The sequence below is a fragment of the Photobacterium kishitanii genome, assembly GCF_000613045.3.
Lineage (GTDB): Bacteria > Pseudomonadota > Gammaproteobacteria > Enterobacterales > Vibrionaceae > Photobacterium > Photobacterium kishitanii.
The window spans coordinates 662541-681199 of the sequence record NZ_LN794352.1 but is presented as its reverse complement, the minus strand read 5'-3'; the positions used below and the strand labels follow the sequence as shown (position 1 = coordinate 681199).

Below are 18659 nucleotides of genomic sequence, written 5' to 3'. Positions count from 1 at the left end.
TTAAAAACATTTAAAAAAAATATGCGATGAAAATGAAAATGGCCTACACAAAGGCAGGCCAATCAATACTGATGAATAATTATTCGTCTTTAGCAGCCAGTTGTTTTTCAACCGCCTTAAGACGTTTATTCATATCATCAATACGATGAACCCGGGTAGCTGTTCGGCGCCACTCTTTATTGGGTTGTAGCGGAATACCTGAAGAATACATGCCTTTTTCTTCAATACTACGCATCACCATTCCCATGCCAGTGATTGTTACGCCATCAGCAATCTTAATATGACCATTAAGTACAGAAGCGCCACCAATAATACAATACTTACCGATTGTAGTACTGCCAGCAACAATAGTACCACCTGCCATCGCCGTACCATATCCGATCTGCACGTTATGAGCGATTTGCATTTGATTATCAATAATTACGTTATCAGCAATAATAGTATCTTCTAATGCACCACGGTCAATAGTCGTACATGCACCAATTTCAACGCGATCGCCAATGCGCACTGAACCAAGCTGTGGAATCTTAACCCACTCGCCTTTATCATTAGCATAACCGAAACCATCGGCACCAATAACAGTACTTGACTGCACTAAGCAGTGAGCACCTAGTACTACGTTATGATAAATAGTTACATTAGCCCAAAGTTTGGTGTTATTACCAATAATGGCATTTTTACCAATAAAACAACCCGCACCAATTTGAACGTTATCGCCCAACTGCACACCGGCTTCAATCACGGCATTGTGACCAATAGCAACATTACTACCAAGAGTTACTGTTGGATCAACATAGGCTGAAGCAGCAATATCCGTCGCAGCAACTGGAGTCGTATCTAGAAGTTGAGCCACTAATGCGTAACTAAGATAAGGGTCTTTTACAACTAACATATTGCCGTTGAAAAACTCAACATCCGCTTCTCGTAGCATTACTGCATCCGCTTGACACTCACTAAGCTGTTGACGGTACTTGCTATCAGAAAGGAACGTTATTTGCCCTGTAGCAGCCTTGCCCATCGCAGCAATAGAGTGAACTTCAGTTGTGCCATCGCCATGCAGCTCAGCACCTAATTTATCCGCTAATTCAGCAAGAGTAATTACAGCCATTTTATTCTATCTCTCTTGTAACAACAGCCACACAAGGTGGCTGTTAGATCAAAAGTTGTAGCTGAACCTATCAGCTACAACGTTTACCACAGAGCTACTGTTTTACTTTACGGCAGCAATAACTTTAGATGATAAGTCATCGCTCTTACTTGCAAACAATACCGCTTGTGCATCAAGTACAACATTATAGCCATTTTTCTTCGCTACAGTGTCGATAGCTGTACGGATTTTCTTAACTAGCTTCTGCTCTTCTTCCATGCCACGACGGCGCTGATCTTCAGAAAGTGCTTGTGCTTTTAGTTTGTAATCAGAGTCAAGTTGCGCAAGCTCACGTTGTAGCTTTTGACGATTTTCGGGAGTCATTAACTCACCATCACGCTTCAATTTATCGATTTTGGTCTTCATTTTACCTTCAATCGAACGTAAAGCTGCCACACGGCCACTAAACTCTTTTTGCAGTTTTTCTTGTACATTGTAACGTGCTGCTAGCTCAGACATTGCCTGACCTGTCGACACATAACCAATTTTTTGTGCTGCTTCTGCTGCATTAGCATACATAGATGAAGATAAAATCACTAAACCTAAACTTGCTGCTTTAATCCACTGTTTCAAAAGATTCTCCTTAAAATTAGAATGACTGACCAATGGTGAATGTGAAGAACTCTTCATCATCCCCTTCATATTTCTTGATTGGTTTAGCAACCGAGAATACAAGTGGACCCATTGGGGACATCCACTGTAATGCAGCACCGTAAGACGCTCGAATCATACCAGGATCAGAATAATCAGGTAATGAACTTGCATTGGTATAATTAGGGTGGAATTCAGTATCCCACACCGAACCAGCGTCAACAAAGAAACTAGTACGTACTTGATTTTTCACTTCTTGAGAAGCAAACGGAGTCGGAACAATCAATTCCATACTCGCAAGTGCAATCGCGTTACCACCGGTTGACTCATCACTAACAACACCTGTTTGGTTATTGCCTTGGCCAGTACCATAAACAGCTTTAGGACCAACAGTGTTAGAACGGAAACCACGAATAGTGGTAAAACCACCCGCATAGTAGTTCTCATAAAATGGCATCAATTGATCGCTGCCATTATCTGTTTTACCGTAACCGTTACCGTAGCCTAACTTACCACGTAGCAATAAGGTGTAGTCTTGTTTTTCCGTTAATGGAATGTATTGACGTACATCATATTGGGTCTTGAAGTATTGTGAATCAGAACCTGGAATGGTCATCTTAAATGACGCACTCTGGTAATTACCCGAAGTAGGGAAATAACCACGGTTTAAGTTGTTACGCGTCCAGGCAACAGTCCAGCTGTAGTCATCGAGTTCAATCGCGTTATCACTATCTTCGTCAAATCCATGAATCTTTTTAAATTGCTGGATCTGATAGTAATCTTGGATATTAGAGATCTTGTTATGATCATAACCTAGACTAAAATCGAAGTAGTTCAATTCATTGTATGGGAAACCCCAAGTTAAACTTGCGCCATAACTTTGGTTGGTATAATCCGAGATATTGGCATCTGATGCTTCAAACTCGTTGTAGTAAACTTTCCCACCAAGACTAACGTTATTGATTGTAAAGTACGGATCTTTGTATTCAAGACTAATATTCTTAGAGTAATCATTTGTCATCGCATTGATGCCAAATAAATTACCAGTACCTAAGAAGTTTTTCTGGGTTAAACCCGCCTGAAAACTAACACCTGATTCTGTACCGTAACCAACACCAAAGTTCACACTGCCAGAGTTAGCTTCTTTAACCTTGTACTTAACATCAACTTGATCATCAGATCCTGGAACACGCACGGTTTGAACATCAACATTTTCAAAGAAACCAGTACGGTTTAGACGCTGCTTACCAGTATCAATCGATTTACTGTTAAGCCATGTGCCTTCCATTTGACGCATTTCACGACGTAATACTTCATCTTTAGTCGTATTGTTACCACTAAATTCAATGTTACGTACATATACACGCTTGCCTTGTTCAACATTAACAATCAAAGACACTTGATGTGCTGCATCGTCAAACTCAGGCATAATAGTTACTTGAGGATAAGCATAACCGGCTTTACCTAGTTCAGCCTTAACCGCTTCTTCTAACGCAGTTACTTCAGCGCCATTGTAAACAGTATCAGGTTTAAACGTTACCAGCTTATCAAACGCAGCAATACGCCCAGCAACATCACCTTGGAACTTAACGTTTTTAACTTTGTATTGCTCACCTTCGTGAACTTTTAAAGTAATGTACACGCCTTTTTTATCAGGAGAAATAGCAACATGCGTTGATTCTAGGCGGTACTTTAAGTAGCCATTATTTAAATACTGAGAGCGTAATGTTTCTAAATCGCCTTGCAATACTTGTTTTTGATACTTTTCATTCGCCATAAAGTCCCACCAAGGCACACTGTCCTTAAGTTTGAACTTACTGATCAAATCAGCATCACTGAAAACATGATTACCGAGAATATTAATCTGCTTGATTTTAGCGGACACACCCTCAGTAAATACAAATTTAATATCAACACGATTACGAGGTAAAGGCGTAACAACGGCTTCTACAGTGGCATTATATTTACCAACACTGTAATAGAAATCCTCTAGACCTTTATCGATCTTAGATAACGTTGTTCTATCTAGTGCTTCACCAACACGTAAGCCTGATGCTTCAAGGTTCTCTTTTAGCTGCTCATCTTTGATGGCTTTATTACCAGCAAAGGTAATATCTGCAATAGTTGGACGCTCTTTTACATCGACCAGTAACGTATTACCGTCTCGATATACCTTAATATCTTCAAAATTGCCGGAAGAATAAAGAGATTTGATCAGCGTTGAAATATCCTGCGGATCAACAGTGTCGCCAACTCGAACCGGCATTTTTAACAATGCTGCGCCCATAGTGACTCGCTGAAGACCTTCAAAACGAATGTTATCAACTACAAATTTATTTTCCGCGCTATGCGCAACGCTACTTGTCAAAAGCAGCGATGCGACTAACAGTTTTTTAATCGCCATTACTGTACTGATTATTCCTTGCTAAATACGCATTTATTAAAGTCGGGTAAAATCATTGAATAGCGCAACCGCCATTAACGCAACCAAAACGGCTGATCCCACTCTATAGCCAATATCCTGAATTCGTTCAGATACAGGACGACGAGTTACCGCCTCGATAGCAAAGAACATTAAATGTCCGCCATCAAGCACAGGTAAAGGTAATAAGTTTACAATGCCTAAGTTAACACTGATCAACGCTAAGAAACCAAGGAAATACACCAAGCCAAACTCGGCAGTCATTCCAGCTCCTTTCGCGATAGAGATCGGTCCGCTAAGGTTTTTCATTGCAACATCACCAGTAACAAGCTTAGTGACCATATCAAACGTTAGTGACACTAATTGACCCGTTTTTTCGGTCGCTTTTATCGCCGCATCAATTGGACCAAACTGCAAATTAACTTTGTACGATGCTGGCCAAGGTTCAATACTTGGTGCCAATCCTACATAGCCAACTTCTTTGCCGTCAGCTTCTACTTTTACACGAGGGGTCAATGATAACATCACTGGTTCCTCATCACGTAAAACTTCAACTTGTAGCGTTGTCCCCGGATGCATACGAACAGCATCAACAAATTGCTGCCACTGTGTTACTGATTTATTATCTACTGCGACAATCTTATCATTTAATTTAAATCCTGCATCAATTGCTGCACTATTATCAACAAGTTGTGAAACAGTTAGCGTAATTGGCGGCGTAAATGGAGTAATCCCCAGTGTCGTCAATACTCGCTGCGATTCAGGATCAAATGACCAATGTGTTAAATCAAGTGTACGTGAAACGACAACAGAACTGTCAGGTTCTTGTGCCGTTACTACCACTTGTTTATCACCAATCTGGGAAATCAACGCCATATTGGCAGATTCCCAATCAGATGTTTCGAGTCCAGAAACTGATTTTAGTTCCATTCCTGGAATAATTCCCGCTTTTGCAGCAATTGATTGTGGGGCAACTTCACCGATCATAGGCTTTAATGCAGGTACCCCAATTAAATAAACGACCCAATAAGCAAAAATAGCAAACAAAAAGTTTGCCATCGGCCCTGCAGCAACAATAGCACTTCGTTGCCATATTTTCTTATTATTAAACGCCATATGACGCTTCTCGGGAGGAACTTCAGCTACCCGCTCATCAAGCATTTTAACGTAACCACCAAGTGGTATCATGGCTAATGTGTATTCAGTGCCATCTTTGCCAACGCGACTAAACAAGGCTTTACCAAAACCAATAGAGAAACGTTCAACATATACACCACAACGACGAGCAACCCAAAAATGGCCAAACTCGTGGACTGCGATCAGAATACCAAGAGCAACTAAAAAAGCGCTTAAATTACGGATAAATTCAATCATGCAAATTCCTTCGCAATAATGTCTAGTGCAAGCTCACGAGCTTGTTTGTCTAGCACCATTACGGCATCAATATCATTAGGTTCAGTTAATACAGCTATTTCTAACACCGATTTATTTACTTTTGCAATATCAGTGAAACGGATCTGATTAGTTAAAAATGCTGCAACTGCTATTTCATTCGCAGCATTCAAGGTCGTGGTGGCTGCTTGACCTTGATAACAAGCATCAATAGCTAATTTCAGGCATGGGTAACGCTCAAAATCGGGTTCCATAAAGGTAAACTCACCGACTTTACTAAAATCCAGCGCCGCCACACTAGACTCAACTCGTTGTGGATAAGCCATCGCACACGCAATCGGGGTACACATATCAGGTAAGCCCATTTGTGCAATTACTGAGCCGTCTTTATATTGCACCATCGAATGAATCACAGACTGCGGATGAATAATGACTTGCATTTGATCGCGGCTGGCATTGAATAACCACCGAGCTTCAATATATTCCAAACCTTTATTCATCATCGTTGCTGAATCAACCGATATTTTAGGCCCCATCGACCAGTTTGGATGTGCAATCGCCATCGCTGGTGTTACTGCATCTAAAGCACTAATATCAGTATAGCGGAATGGGCCACCAGAACCGGTTAGTAGTACCTTACTTATTCCATGCGCGGCTAAATCACAGCGTCCCATACGACATTGAATTTCTGCGGGTAACGCCTGAAAAATAGCATTATGCTCACTATCAACGGGTAATAGTTCTGCACCATACTTTTCACAAGCATCAATAAACATTTGACCAGTCATTACTAGCGCTTCTTTATTGGCTAATAAAATACGCTTGCCTTGTTTCACCGCCGCCATGGTCGGTAATAAACCCGCTGCACCAACGATTGCAGCCATCACTGTATCGACTTCATCTAGTGCTGCAACGTGACAAATACCTTCCTCACCGCCAAGCACCGTGATATTTAAACCCGCTAGCTGAACTAACTCATTAAGTTGAGCAGCTGCGGTTACACACGCCATCGCGGCAAATTTTGGTTGCCACTGCTGACATAGCACAAACATTTTATCAACATTAGAACCAGCAGCTAGTGCGGTGACCTCAAATGAATCTGGGTTTTGAGCGATTACCGCTAAAGTGCTACTACCAATCGAACCTGTCGCACCAAGAATCGTTAACTTACGCATAAAATCACTTACAGTTACAAAAAAGGCAGCGAAATAGCTGCCTTTAGAAAAGATGGCTGTTATTAATTATATTAGCCACAGATAGAGCAATGCAAATACGGGAATTGCTGCGGTTAAACTGTCAATACGATCAAGAATACCACCATGTCCAGGTAATATATTACCACTATCTTTAATGCCAGAAACACGCTTAAACATACTTTCAACTAAGTCGCCTAAGACAGAAATTATCACAGTGACAATAGCAATAAAGAATAATTGGCCTAACGATGAAAACTCAATTGACAGTATATGCGATCCTAGCCAAGTAACAAAAATAGCTAAACAAGCCCCGCCAACTAAACCTTCAATGGTTTTATTTGGACTCACTGCTGGTGCCATCTTATGCTTACCAAAACGCTTGCCAGAGAAATAAGCACCAGTATCGGCAGCCCATACTAATAAGCACACTAGTAAAACTAAGCAAGCTCCATGATAAGGATTATTGTCATAATTCACGGCGCGGAGCATTAAAATACTCCAAAAAAAAGGCAATAATGTGAGCAAGCCAAAAATTTGCTTTAGAAACGGTTTCTTTGACCAAAAATCAGCACTTTTAGGATAACTAATGGCTAAAGCCGATGCGATTAACCACCACAGGCCGCCAATAAGCAATATTGCGCGATAAATTCCAGTAGGATGAGAGAGAGAAGCTGGATCGGTTGGTAATAGCGCAATGCTTGCCCCCAACGTGATCGTCGGTAAAATCATCGTATTAATACGTGATGATGCATTAACAAACTGCGTCCACTCCCAGAAACCAACTAAGGTTATCGCAGCCATAGCAATAATAAAAGCAGGCAACGGCAGAAAAAATATTCCTGCAATGACAAGTGGCGCGAGGATTAACGCGGTAATAATTCGTTGCTTGAGCAAACTACGTCCTCTTTTATATTGAAAATATTTAGTATCGGAAAAACCCGTTACTAAAACAATAACGCCAACACACAACACTGCGCATTGGCGAAAATAATGTCTTTTATTTTAACAAAGCTTGTATCTGCTCGCCAGTACAACCAAAGCGGCGCTCACGGTTTACAAACCATGCAACAGCATTCATCAAACTTTGTTCATCAAAATCAGGCCAATGTTGTTCAGTGAAATACAATTCAGCATAAGCCGTTTGCCATAGCATAAAGTTACTAATACGGCACTCGCCACTGGTGCGGATTAACAGATCAACATTCGGTAAACCTTGAGTCACTAAACCCTGTTCTAAATCTTGTTCAGTCAAAGATTCAATATCAAGTTGTTGATCCATTGCACGTTGCATCATTTGCTTAGCTGCTTGAAGAATATCCCATTGACCACCATAGTTCGCTGCCACATTTAACACTAGCCCAGTGTTATTTTCAGTTAGCTGCTCTGCTGCAGTAATTTTTTTCTGCAATCGAGCACTGAAGCGACTTTTGTCTCCGATAATACATAATCGAATATTATTTTTATGTAGTCTTTTTACTTCACGGCCCAAAACGGTCATGAATAATTCCATTAGCAATGAAACCTCATCCTCAGGACGACGCCAATTTTCACTACTAAAAGCAAACAATGTAACGACTTTAATTCCAAGTCGATTTGCAGTAGAAACTGTTTTACGTACCGCTTCTACGCCTGCTTTATGGCCAAATACTCGCGCTTTACCTTTGGCTTTAGCCCAACGGCCATTACCATCCATAATCACTGCGATGTGTTGTGGAAGATAGTCGGCTGAAAGAACAGCGTCTATTGAAGGTTGTGCCATATTTATCCCTCAAAAAAAAAGCGCCGTGCTGCCGCACAGCGCCTTAACTTTGTCAGCTAAATTAAGACAATAATGTCTTAAACTTCCATTAGCTCTTTTTCTTTTACTTCAAGAACTGCTTCAATATTCTTGATAGCTTCATCTGTTAGCTTCTGAATTTCGTCTTGTGCGCGACGATCATCATCTTCAGAGATATCTTTATCTTTTAATAAAGATTTAACTGTTGCATTAGCATCACGACGAATATTACGTACAGCAACACGGCCCTGCTCAGCTTCAGCGCGTACAATCTTCACAAGATCGCGACGACGCTCTTCTGTTAGCGGTGGCAATGGCACACGAATTACCGTACCTGCTGACATTGGATTTAAACCCAAGTCAGACATCATAATTGCTTTTTCAACTTTTGCTGACAATTCACGGTCAAATACAGTAATAGCCAATGTACGTGAATCTTCAGCAACCACGTTAGCAACTTGCTTTAGTGGTGTGCTTGCGCCGTAATACTCAACATAGATAGTATCAAGTAGGCTTGGATGTGCACGGCCAGTACGAATTTTTACTAATTGACCTTTCAGTGCATCAACACTTTTTTCCATGCGCGTTTGCGCGTCTTGTTTGATTTCGTTAATCACGATAAATACCTTAAATTATGTTGTCATCATAACGCTGATTTTCAGCGCTATATTAAATTCACAAGGCTTAAGCGTTAGTGATCAGCGTACCTTCTTGCTCACCCATCACAACACGGCGCAATGCACCAGGCTTATTCATGTTAAATACACGAATTGGCATATTGTGGTCACGAGCAAGAGTAAATGCAGCCAAATCCATTACCTTAAGTTCTTTTTCAAGTACATCTTGGTAGCTCAGCTGTTCACAAAGCGTTGCATCTGGATTTTTAACTGGATCATCCGTGAACACGCCTTCAACTTTTGTTGCTTTTAATACTACATCAGCTTCGATTTCGATACCACGAAGACATGCAGCAGAATCTGTTGTGAAGAACGGATTACCTGTACCTGCAGAGAAAATAACAACACGGCCTTGACGTAACTGGCTGATCGCATCAGCCCAGTTATAATTGTCACATACGCCGTTTAAAGGAATAGCAGACATTACTCGCGCGTTCACATAGGCACGGTGCAGCGCATCACGCATTGCTAAGCCGTTCATTACTGTTGCTAGCATACCCATGTGGTCGCCCACAACTCGGTTCATACCTGCTTCAGCCAGACCAGCGCCACGGAATAGGTTACCGCCACCAATAACAAGGCCGACTTGAACACCTAATTCAACGAGTTCTTTTACTTCTTGTGCCATACGGTCAAGAACTTGAGCGTCAATACCAAATCCTTCTTTACCTTGTAGTGCTTCACCACTTAGTTTAAGAAGAATACGTTGATAAGTTGGTTTAGGGTTTGTGGTCATGTTTTTTTACCTTCCAAGCTGATTTTGAGATATGGAGTTGTAAAAAGACCGCAACGTCGGTTGCGGTCTTTGATATTCTGATTAAAAAGGATTAACCTTTTTGAACAGCTGCTACTTCTTCAGCAAAGCTCATTTCTTGAGCTTTCTCGATACCTTCACCAACTTCTAGACGTACGAAGTTAGTTACTGTAGCGCCTGTTTCTTTCAAGATATCGCCAACAGTTTTCTTTGGTTCCATAATGAAAGCTTGGCCAGTTAGAGAAACTTCGCCAGTGAACTTCTTCATACGACCTTCAACCATCTTCTCTGCGATAGCTTGAGGCTTGCCTTCGTTCATTGCGATTTCAACTTGAACTTCACGCTCTTTAGCAACTACGTCAGCTGGTACGTCAGATGGGTTAACGTATTCAGGCTTAGATGCTGCAACGTGCATTGCAATGTGCTTAAGAGTTTCTTCGTCGCCGTTACCAGCAACAACTACTGCGATACGAGTACCGTGAGTGTAAGCAGAAACTTTATCACCAGCAATGTATGCTACGCGACGGATTGAGATGTTCTCACCAATCTTAGCTACTAGCTCAATACGTTGCTCTTCAAATTGTGCTTGAAGCTCTTCAACTGTAGCGTGGCTAGCAAGTGCTGCATCAGCAACCATGTTAGCGAATGCAAGGAAGCTACCGTCTTTAGCAACGAAGTCAGTCTGGCAGTTTACTTCAACAAGAGCTGCTTTACCTTCAGCATCTTTGATGATGATAGTACCTTCAGCTGCTACGTTACCTGCTTTTTTAGCAGCCTTAGCAGCACCGCTCTTACGCATGTTTTCGATTGCTAGCTCAATATCAGCGTTAGCTTCTACTAGTGCTTTCTTACAATCCATCATACCTGCGCCAGTACGTTCACGCAGTTCTTTAACTAGGGCAGCTGTAACTGTTGCCATGTGATAATCCTCAGATTTGAATTCGTTGAGTAAAAATCAGGGGCCATTATCGGCCCCTGGTAACCATTCTTAGTTTACGCAAGGTAACTTAAGATGCTTTATGTAAAGCAGCAGGCTATTAAGCTTCAGCTACGAAACCGTCTTCTTCTGCTTGAACAGCGATATCTTGGTTACGAGCTTCTTTAACAGTTTGAGCTACAGCACCAGTGTAAAGCTGAATCGCGCGGATTGCGTCATCGTTACCTGGGATAACGAAGTCAACGCCGTCTGGATCAGAGTTAGTATCAACAACAGCAAATACTGGGATACCTAGGTTGTTAGCTTCTTTGATTGCGATGTGCTCACAATCAGCGCCGATTACGAACATTGCGTCTGGTAGGCCGCCCATGTTCTTAATACCACCTAGTGATTTCTCAAGCTTTTCCATTTCACGAGTACGCATTAGCGCTTCTTTCTTGGTTAGCTTTTCGAAAGTACCATCAATAGATTGAGCTTCAAGTTCTTTAAGACGCTTGATTGATTGACGAACAGTTTTCCAGTTAGTCAACATACCACCCAACCAACGGTTGTTTACGTAGTACTGGTCACAGCTGATTGCTGCTTCTTTGATTGATTCGCTAGCTGCGCGCTTAGTACCAACAAAAAGAACTTTACCCTTACGAGCTGCAATTTTTTCAATTTCAGCTAGTGCTGCATTGAACATTGGTACAGTTTTTTCTAGGTTGATGATGTGTACACGGTTACGAGCGCCGAAAATGAATGGCTTCATTTTTGGGTTCCAGTAACGAGTTTGGTGACCAAAGTGTACACCAGCCTGAAGCATGTCGCGCATTGATACAGTTGCCATTGAATAATCCTCTATGGGGTTAGGCGTCCACATATCCCATCTTAAAACCGACCCTATGATAGCGTATCGCTATCGTTACCTAAAATAGATAACTGAGCACCCCGGCAGATGTGTCGATATGTGTGAATAATAAATAAAAGTATGTGTAATCCAATCAAGTTGCACCGTTACATATATTAATTCATCATCTAATGATTAAATTATTACTTATAACAGAAACAAAATCACTGTTTACGGCGCGCTTTATACCATAGAACAGTCAATAAAATCCAGTCAAAATTGGATATGAGAACTAATCTTATCTTCCCTTTAACCCCTTGCGACTGGTAATATAGAACCATACAGAAACATACAGATTGAGACGATTTTATGAGCATTAAGATCAAAACGGCTGAAGAAATTGAAAAAATGCGAATTGCTGGCCGTTTGGCTGCAGACGTATTAGAAATGATCGAACCGCATGTAAAGGCGGGTGTGACGACAGAAGAACTAGACCAAATTTGTCATGACTACATCACACAAGTTCAGCAAGCGATTCCAGCACCGTTGAACTACCACGGCTTCCCTAAATCTGTGTGTACTTCAATTAACCACGTTGTTTGCCACGGTATTCCTGCCTCTAAAGATGAAGTTGTATTAGAAGCCGGTGGTAAATATAACAAGCCAGCAGTATTAAAAGATGGCGACATCATTAATATTGACGTGACAGTGATTAAAGATGGTTACCACGGTGATACTTCAAAAATGTTTGAAGTAGGTGAAGTATCTCTTGAAGACAAACGCCTTTGTCGTGTTGCTCAAGAAAGCCTTTATCTGGCAATTAAAAAAGTAAAACCTGGCGCGAAAATTGGCGATTTAGGTACAGCTATTCAGAAATTCATCAAAGCCGGTAGCAGTCGTTTTTCTATCGTGAAAGATTACTGTGGTCATGGGATTGGTAATGAATTCCATGAAGAGCCACAAGTAGTTCACTACAAAAATAATGATCGCACGGTAATGAAAGAAGGCATGTGTTTCACTATCGAGCCAATGATTAACGCTGGTAAATTTAGCTGTGAATCAGACGAGCAAGATGGTTGGACTGTGTACACTATAGATGGTAAAAAATCTGCACAGTGGGAACACACATTACTGGTAACTAAAGATGGCTGTGAAATCTTAACGCTACGTAAAGAAGAGACATTGCCGCGTCTAATGCATAACGCATAATTCGTCATCTGCTGTTGCGGGCATATAGCGCAAATCAAAAAAACCGACCTCCTGTGTCGGTTTTTTTATATCTAGCGATACAGTTCACCATGTGAAATGGTTATAGTAATCCTAGAATATCATTACCGCACGGACAGCAATGACAGACATTTTAGCAACTCAGCTTTCTGATTACCTCGACGATGCCATTACTCTCGACAGCTTGCGCAGTGCTCTTAACCATTTTGCTGAAGAGCAGAAACTTCAATTTAAACAGCAAAAATCAATTGTCGATTTAGTCACCCAACGTAGTCAATTTATCGACCAATTACTGATTCGATTATGGCGTTTTTATGGTTTTGAACAACAGCCAGATTTAGCATTGGTTGCTGTGGGTGGTTATGGCCGCGGAGAATTACATCCATTATCTGATGTCGACCTACTAATATTAAGTCAGAAGCCATTAACTGAAGAGGTCGCCACCAATGTTAGCGCCCTTGTCACCTTGTTATGGGATTTACGGTTAGAGGTTGGTCAAAGTGTTCGTACTGTCGATGAGTGTATCGAAGTAGGCAAAGATGACCTTACTGTTGCAACCAACTTAACTGAATCACGTTTTTTATGTGGAAATCAACAAACCTTTCATCAATTAACTGTCGCAATTAACTCACCTCAATTTTGGCCAAGTGAAACCTTTTTTCAAGCCAAATTAGAAGAACAACGAATTCGACATGCCCGCTACCATGACACCACTTATAACCTTGAACCAGATATCAAATCTAGCCCGGGTGGTTTACGTGACATTCATACCCTTAGTTGGGTTGCACGGCGTCACTTTGGTGCCACCAGCTTATTAGAAATGAGTCATCATGGCTTTTTAACTGATGCCGAATACCGTGAATTGGTTGAATGTCAAAATGCGCTGTGGCGAATTCGATTTGCGTTACATATTGAACTACGCCGCTATGATAATCGACTCACTTTTGATCACCAAACATCAGTCGCTGAACATCTCGATTATCATGGTGAAGGTAATCAAGCCGTCGAAATGATGATGAAAGCATTCTATCGCATTTTACGGCGGGTAGCTGAACTGAATAAAATGCTCTTACAGCTATTTAATGAAGCGATTATTCAACCCAATGCTCGCCTAGCCCCCATCGTACTCAATGATGATTTTCAATTACGTGGCAATTTAATTGAAGCCACTAAGCCAGCATTATTTCAAGCTCGGCCTGAAACTATTCTCGATATGTTTCTTCATATCGCGCAAAACTCTAATATCGAGGGTATTGCAGCACCGACATTGCGTCAATTACGCACCGCTCGTCGGCGACTCAACCGATTTCTTATTGAAATTCCAGCCGCCCGTGAAAAATTCATGGAATTGGTGCGCCAACCCAATGCACTTCAAAAAGCATTTCGACTCATGCACCGCCATGGTGTCATTGCAGCCTATCTGCCCCAATGGAGCCATATTGTTGGTCAAATGCAATTCGATTTATTTCATGTTTATACCGTCGATGAGCACAGTATTCGCGTAATTAAAAATCTGCATAAATTCAACGATCCCAATAATCATTCGCAACACCCTATTTGTTGTGAAGTTTATCCGCGTTTAATCAAGAAAGAGATCTTAATCTTAGCGGCAATATTCCACGATATAGCTAAAGGTCGAGGTGGCGATCATTCTGAATTAGGTGCTGTTGACGCCTATGATTTTTGTATCGAACATGGACTTTCCCACCCTGATGCTGAAACCGTATCATGGTTAGTGCAAAAGCACTTATTAATGTCGGTCACCGCTCAACGGCGTGATATTTACGATCCTGAAGTGGTAGCAGAGTTTGCCAAGCAAGTTGGTGATGAGGAACATTTAGATTATTTAGTCTGTTTAACTGTGGCAGATATTTGTGCCACTAACCAAGATCTATGGAATAGTTGGAAGCGTACTTTACTGGCAGAGCTTTACTACTCAACCCAAAAAGCACTGCGCCGCGGGCTAGAAAAAACCCCAGATATGCGCGGTCGTATTCGTCACAATCAACAGTTAGCGTCGGCAATATTACGTAGCAAAGGCTTTATGCCGCGTGATATTGAAGTGTTATGGCGTCGATTTAAAGCTGATTACTTCTTACGTCATACCCATAAGCAACTCGCATGGCATGCACAAGCATTACTGAATCATACTGGCGATAAACCGATTATATTAATGAGCAAAAAAGCCACCCGTGGCGGTACTGAGGTGTTTATCTATAGTAAAGATAAAGCCAAACTGTTTGCGATTGTAGTGTCTGAATTGGATAAGAAAAATCTCAGTATTCATGATGCCCAGATCATGAACAGTAAAGATGGCTACACCCTCGATACATTTATGGTACTGGATCCTAATGGTAAAGCGATCAATGAAAATCGTCATATCGGTATCATTCGCAACTTAACCAAAGCATTAACGGCAATGAAATCTGAACGTAAAATCCGCCGTGCACCACGTAAATTACTCCATTTTAATGTGCCGACAAAAGTTGAATTTTTAGCAACCAAAACTGGCCGTAAAACTATGATGGAATTAGTTGCACTAGATATGCCGGGGTTATTGGCAAAAATAGGCGCGGTATTTGCAGAACTTAATATCAGTTTACAGGCAGCAAAGATCACCACTATTGGCGAACGTGCTGAAGACTTTTTTATTATTGTTAATGAAACCGGCGGGCGTTTAACTCAACAACAGCAACAGCAACTGCGTGAAACACTGATTATCACTATCAATAAGCACGCTTAAGTAACGACTGAAACAACACCGTATTTAACTACGGTGTTGTTACTTTTCATAATAGTTATAAACTAATCATCTTATGCGGCAGCTTGTTCAGCACTCGCAACAAATTGACTAAACCACACTTCAGCAACCTCTAGCGGTTCAAAATGCACCCCAGCATCAATATCTAACCGAGGTTGAACTCGCTGAGAATTCAATTCTGATAGTAATGCATCAAATTGACGTCCAGCACCACAAAAACGATCTTCACCATAACTAGAATCACCCAATGCAATGACACCATAATGTTGCTTAGGTAATAATGGGAATTGATCTTTCAGTGCAACGTATAACGGTAATAGATTCTCAGGGATCTCGCCTTGCCCCGTTGTCGAGCAAATAACTAAAACCGTATCAGCTTCATAGGCCATAAAATCATCTAACGTTGAGTCAAAAAAAATCTCAACGGGTACGGATGTTAACTTAGCAGCCAATGTTTCTGCTAACTCTTCTGCTCCACCATATACAGAGCCTACAAATATGCCTAACTTGTTCATTGTCCGCTCTCCTTTGCTGTAAGACGCCCTCAATAAGGGACTATTACCAATCTGGCTACTACCGCTAAGAAAAGCAAGTACTGGTGTGAATTTAAACTAAGAAATTTGCACTATAGCTCATTCATTACAGTTCGTGGTTATTCTACATTACACATCTAACAATAATGTCGGCGACCAATTAAAACGAGTCATGACACGCTGCCAGACTTCGTCCACATCAGCTCGAATATCAATTGCAGCACCAGTAAGAGGGTGGTTAAATTGTAATCTTGATGCATGTAACATTAATCGGTGACAATCAAAATTTTCACGGAACATACGATTATGTTTACCATCACCATAATTAACATCACCAATCATATGATGATCTAAATGATGCATATGACGACGTAATTGGTGTTTACGTCCAGTTTCTGGTTGCAGTTCTATTAAGCTATAACGACTGGTCGCATAACGACCAACAGCAATATCTGTTTCTACTGTTGCTAATGGGGCATAAGCTGTAATAGCCGATTGGGGCTCTTTATCTTCCGTTGCTTTTTTATCTGCAATTTTATCTAACATGATTTTAAGCGGATAATCTAACACTGCCGCTTCTTTAATCCAGCCTCTAACAATTGCATGATAGGTTTTATGCATCTCTCTACCAGCAAATACAGGCATCATCATTGCAGCTATTTCACTGGATAATCCAAATAAAATCACCCCTGACGTTGGTCGATCTAACCGATGTAATGGAAATACATGCTGACCAATTTGATCGCGTAATGTTTGCATTACAAACACGGTTTCATGGCTGTCTAACCATGAACGGTGCACTAACATACCAGCCGGTTTATTAACCGCAATTAACGCTTCATCTTGGTATAAAATTTCCAGTTCCATTATTGCTCACTTAATGTTTAACAGTTGATCGATTGCACGTACAGTCACCACAATATCCTCCACCCCAACCTGATTCTTCATTGCTTCTTCAACATAAGGGGAAATAACAAACTGAGTCGGTAACGGTAAGCGTTGTAATATTAAATAACGTAATTTAGGAATAAAAATCCATTGTAACCATTGATGGCAAGCCAAACTATCAATCGCAAATGGTTCAGTACTCGCCAAAGCTTGTGGATCAGGAGTAATCATTTCCCAATATTGATGCTGCTGTAAAATATTTTCTAATTGAGTGAGTAATTGCTGACTTTGATGATACTTATCCACCGTAACCCCTCTTTGTTGACCGTAAAAACGGCGCAGAATAGCATTTCAGTTACTACGCCCCAACTATATTATGGTGATTAGCTGCCTATTCACAGGTATGCTGAGTTAATGCTACTAATTATACTGACGAGCTAATTGAAGGAGCTTTATTTATTATGTCCATGGAAACGTTTCATACTTTAACTCAATTACTTGATAACGCAGGTTGTCGTTATAATATTTTTGATTTGGGTCGTCGTGTTAATGAAATTAATAGCGACCAATTTAAAGCCGTTGAGGAAAATCGCCAGCCTTACCCATGGCCACTTCAGCAACATGCTCATATTGCTATTTCATTTTGGCAACATCAACAGCCACCTTGGGTATGGTTCTTACGATTACCACTTGATGAGCGAGGCCTACTTAAACAAGCCGCAGTGGGTGATTTTATTAAGTATGTTATTGAAGCGATGGGGGCAAGTTTAAATAGTACGCCAACAGAAGAAGAACAACAAAAACTCGCTAATAACCCTTACACATTTAAGCCGAATGACGACAAAATGGCTATTTTTAATGCCCAGCTACGAGTATTACTCTCTTTGCCACCAAGTCAATATTATGCGGATGCGCAAGCTTATTTATCAGGCCAACAAGATTGGCAGCAATGGCAACATATTGGGTTACAAGGATTAGCGGATATCTGTGCCCGTATATCGCAACACAATAATGCCACTTATTTGCGCAAAGCACTTAACCATCTGCCAATGACACCGTTGTATGCATTATTAGGCTGCCTTGAGCACTGTTCGATACCTGAACCCCTTGCGCAACGTATCACCGAGCGCTTAACCCTAGAATGCCAACAACCTCAACCCGATTTATTTTTGATTGCAGCCTTAATTCGTGCTCTTGCTGGTAGTTCACCACAACAATTACAACAAACACTGCTTACGATCTTAAATCAACAGCCATTGTGTCATCGCGAGGTATTGATCGCTATCGCTGGCCGCTGCTGGAGTGGTTTTACTGATTCAAATATCGCATCATTGTTTTTATTACGATTAGCCGAAATACAAGATCAAACCTTGTTTAATCAATTATTTACCGATCTAGTCATGCAGCCATTATTGCGTGGGATCATGCTACAAATACTCCATGGACAAGCGGATCCTGCACTGATCACTGCGATTCAGAAACTACAACAACATGCTAAAAAACACTGATAATATTTATCGTCTATAAG

General features: G+C 41.1%; 17 protein-coding genes. 3 read left to right on the top strand and 14 right to left on the bottom strand.

What is annotated here, in order from left to right:
- Window positions 1-79 precede the first annotated feature (79 nt).
- The 11 genes from lpxD to rpsB form a co-directional block, all read right to left on the bottom strand.
- The gene (gene lpxD / locus PPBDW_RS03465) at window positions 80-1108 is read right to left on the bottom strand and encodes a UDP-3-O-(3-hydroxymyristoyl)glucosamine N-acyltransferase (RefSeq protein ID WP_036793426.1); all 1029 of its coding nucleotides are present in this window, start codon (window positions 1106-1108) and stop codon (window positions 80-82) included.
- A 102-nt stretch (window positions 1109-1210) separates the two neighbouring features.
- Window positions 1211-1720: an OmpH/Skp family outer membrane protein gene (locus PPBDW_RS03460; RefSeq protein WP_036793424.1), complete on the bottom strand. Its 510-nt coding sequence runs from the start codon at window positions 1718-1720 to the stop codon at window positions 1211-1213.
- 16 nt (window positions 1721-1736) lie between these two features.
- The gene (gene bamA, locus PPBDW_RS03455; protein ID WP_036793422.1) at window positions 1737-4142 is read right to left on the bottom strand and encodes an outer membrane protein assembly factor BamA; all 2406 of its coding nucleotides are present in this window, start codon (window positions 4140-4142) and stop codon (window positions 1737-1739) included.
- Window positions 4143-4178: 36 nt separating this feature from the next.
- The gene (gene rseP, locus PPBDW_RS03450; protein WP_036793420.1) at window positions 4179-5534 is read right to left on the bottom strand and encodes a sigma E protease regulator RseP; all 1356 of its coding nucleotides are present in this window, start codon (window positions 5532-5534) and stop codon (window positions 4179-4181) included.
- The gene (gene ispC, locus PPBDW_RS03445; RefSeq protein WP_036793419.1) at window positions 5531-6727 is read right to left on the bottom strand and encodes a 1-deoxy-D-xylulose-5-phosphate reductoisomerase; all 1197 of its coding nucleotides are present in this window, start codon (window positions 6725-6727) and stop codon (window positions 5531-5533) included. Before ispC ends, rseP begins: the two co-directional genes overlap by 4 nt.
- Window positions 6728-6793: 66 nt before the next feature.
- Window positions 6794-7642: a phosphatidate cytidylyltransferase gene (locus PPBDW_RS03440; protein ID WP_036793417.1), complete on the bottom strand. Its 849-nt coding sequence runs from the start codon at window positions 7640-7642 to the stop codon at window positions 6794-6796.
- A 103-nt stretch (window positions 7643-7745) separates the two neighbouring features.
- On the bottom strand, window positions 7746-8507 hold the full coding sequence (locus PPBDW_RS03435; protein WP_036793415.1) for an isoprenyl transferase: 762 nt from the start codon (window positions 8505-8507) through the stop codon (window positions 7746-7748).
- Window positions 8508-8584: 77 nt separating this feature from the next.
- On the bottom strand, window positions 8585-9142 hold the full coding sequence (gene frr, locus PPBDW_RS03430; RefSeq protein ID WP_036793412.1) for a ribosome recycling factor: 558 nt from the start codon (window positions 9140-9142) through the stop codon (window positions 8585-8587).
- Window positions 9143-9209: 67 nt separating this feature from the next.
- Window positions 9210-9938, bottom strand: coding sequence for a UMP kinase (gene pyrH, locus PPBDW_RS03425; RefSeq protein WP_036793410.1), 729 nt, complete (start codon window positions 9936-9938; stop codon window positions 9210-9212).
- 91 nt (window positions 9939-10029) lie between these two features.
- Entirely contained in the window at window positions 10030-10875 is an 846-nt protein-coding gene (gene tsf / locus PPBDW_RS03420; RefSeq protein ID WP_036793408.1) for a translation elongation factor Ts, read from the bottom strand.
- A 118-nt stretch (window positions 10876-10993) separates the two neighbouring features.
- On the bottom strand, window positions 10994-11722 hold the full coding sequence (gene rpsB, locus PPBDW_RS03415; protein WP_036793406.1) for a 30S ribosomal protein S2: 729 nt from the start codon (window positions 11720-11722) through the stop codon (window positions 10994-10996).
- Between the two features lie 369 nt (window positions 11723-12091).
- On the opposite strand from rpsB, the gene map reads away from it, so the two are divergent.
- The gene (map, locus tag PPBDW_RS03410; protein WP_036793405.1) at window positions 12092-12931 is read left to right on the top strand and encodes a type I methionyl aminopeptidase; all 840 of its coding nucleotides are present in this window, start codon (window positions 12092-12094) and stop codon (window positions 12929-12931) included.
- A gap of 139 nt (window positions 12932-13070) precedes the next feature.
- Entirely contained in the window at window positions 13071-15692 is a 2622-nt protein-coding gene (glnD, locus tag PPBDW_RS03405; protein WP_036793404.1) for a bifunctional uridylyltransferase/uridylyl-removing protein GlnD, read from the top strand.
- Window positions 15693-15763: 71 nt separating this feature from the next.
- Here glnD and PPBDW_RS03400 read toward each other — a convergent pair whose 3' ends face one another.
- The 3 genes from PPBDW_RS03400 to PPBDW_RS03390 form a co-directional block, all read right to left on the bottom strand.
- Entirely contained in the window at window positions 15764-16225 is a 462-nt protein-coding gene (locus tag PPBDW_RS03400; RefSeq protein ID WP_036793403.1) for a flavodoxin, read from the bottom strand.
- A gap of 147 nt (window positions 16226-16372) precedes the next feature.
- Complete coding sequence (gene truC / locus PPBDW_RS03395; protein ID WP_036793402.1) at window positions 16373-17110, bottom strand: tRNA pseudouridine(65) synthase TruC; 738 nt, start codon at window positions 17108-17110, stop codon at window positions 16373-16375.
- Between the two features lie 6 nt (window positions 17111-17116).
- Window positions 17117-17437 (bottom strand): YqcC family protein, encoded by a 321-nt coding sequence (locus tag PPBDW_RS03390; protein WP_036793401.1) that lies wholly within the window; start codon window positions 17435-17437, stop codon window positions 17117-17119.
- Window positions 17438-17592: 155 nt separating this feature from the next.
- Between PPBDW_RS03390 and PPBDW_RS03385 the strand changes: the two genes are divergently transcribed.
- A complete protein-coding gene (locus PPBDW_RS03385) occupies window positions 17593-18639 on the top strand; it encodes a DUF3549 family protein (RefSeq protein ID WP_080895476.1) in 1047 nt (348 codons plus the stop codon).
- Window positions 18640-18659 lie beyond the last annotated feature (20 nt).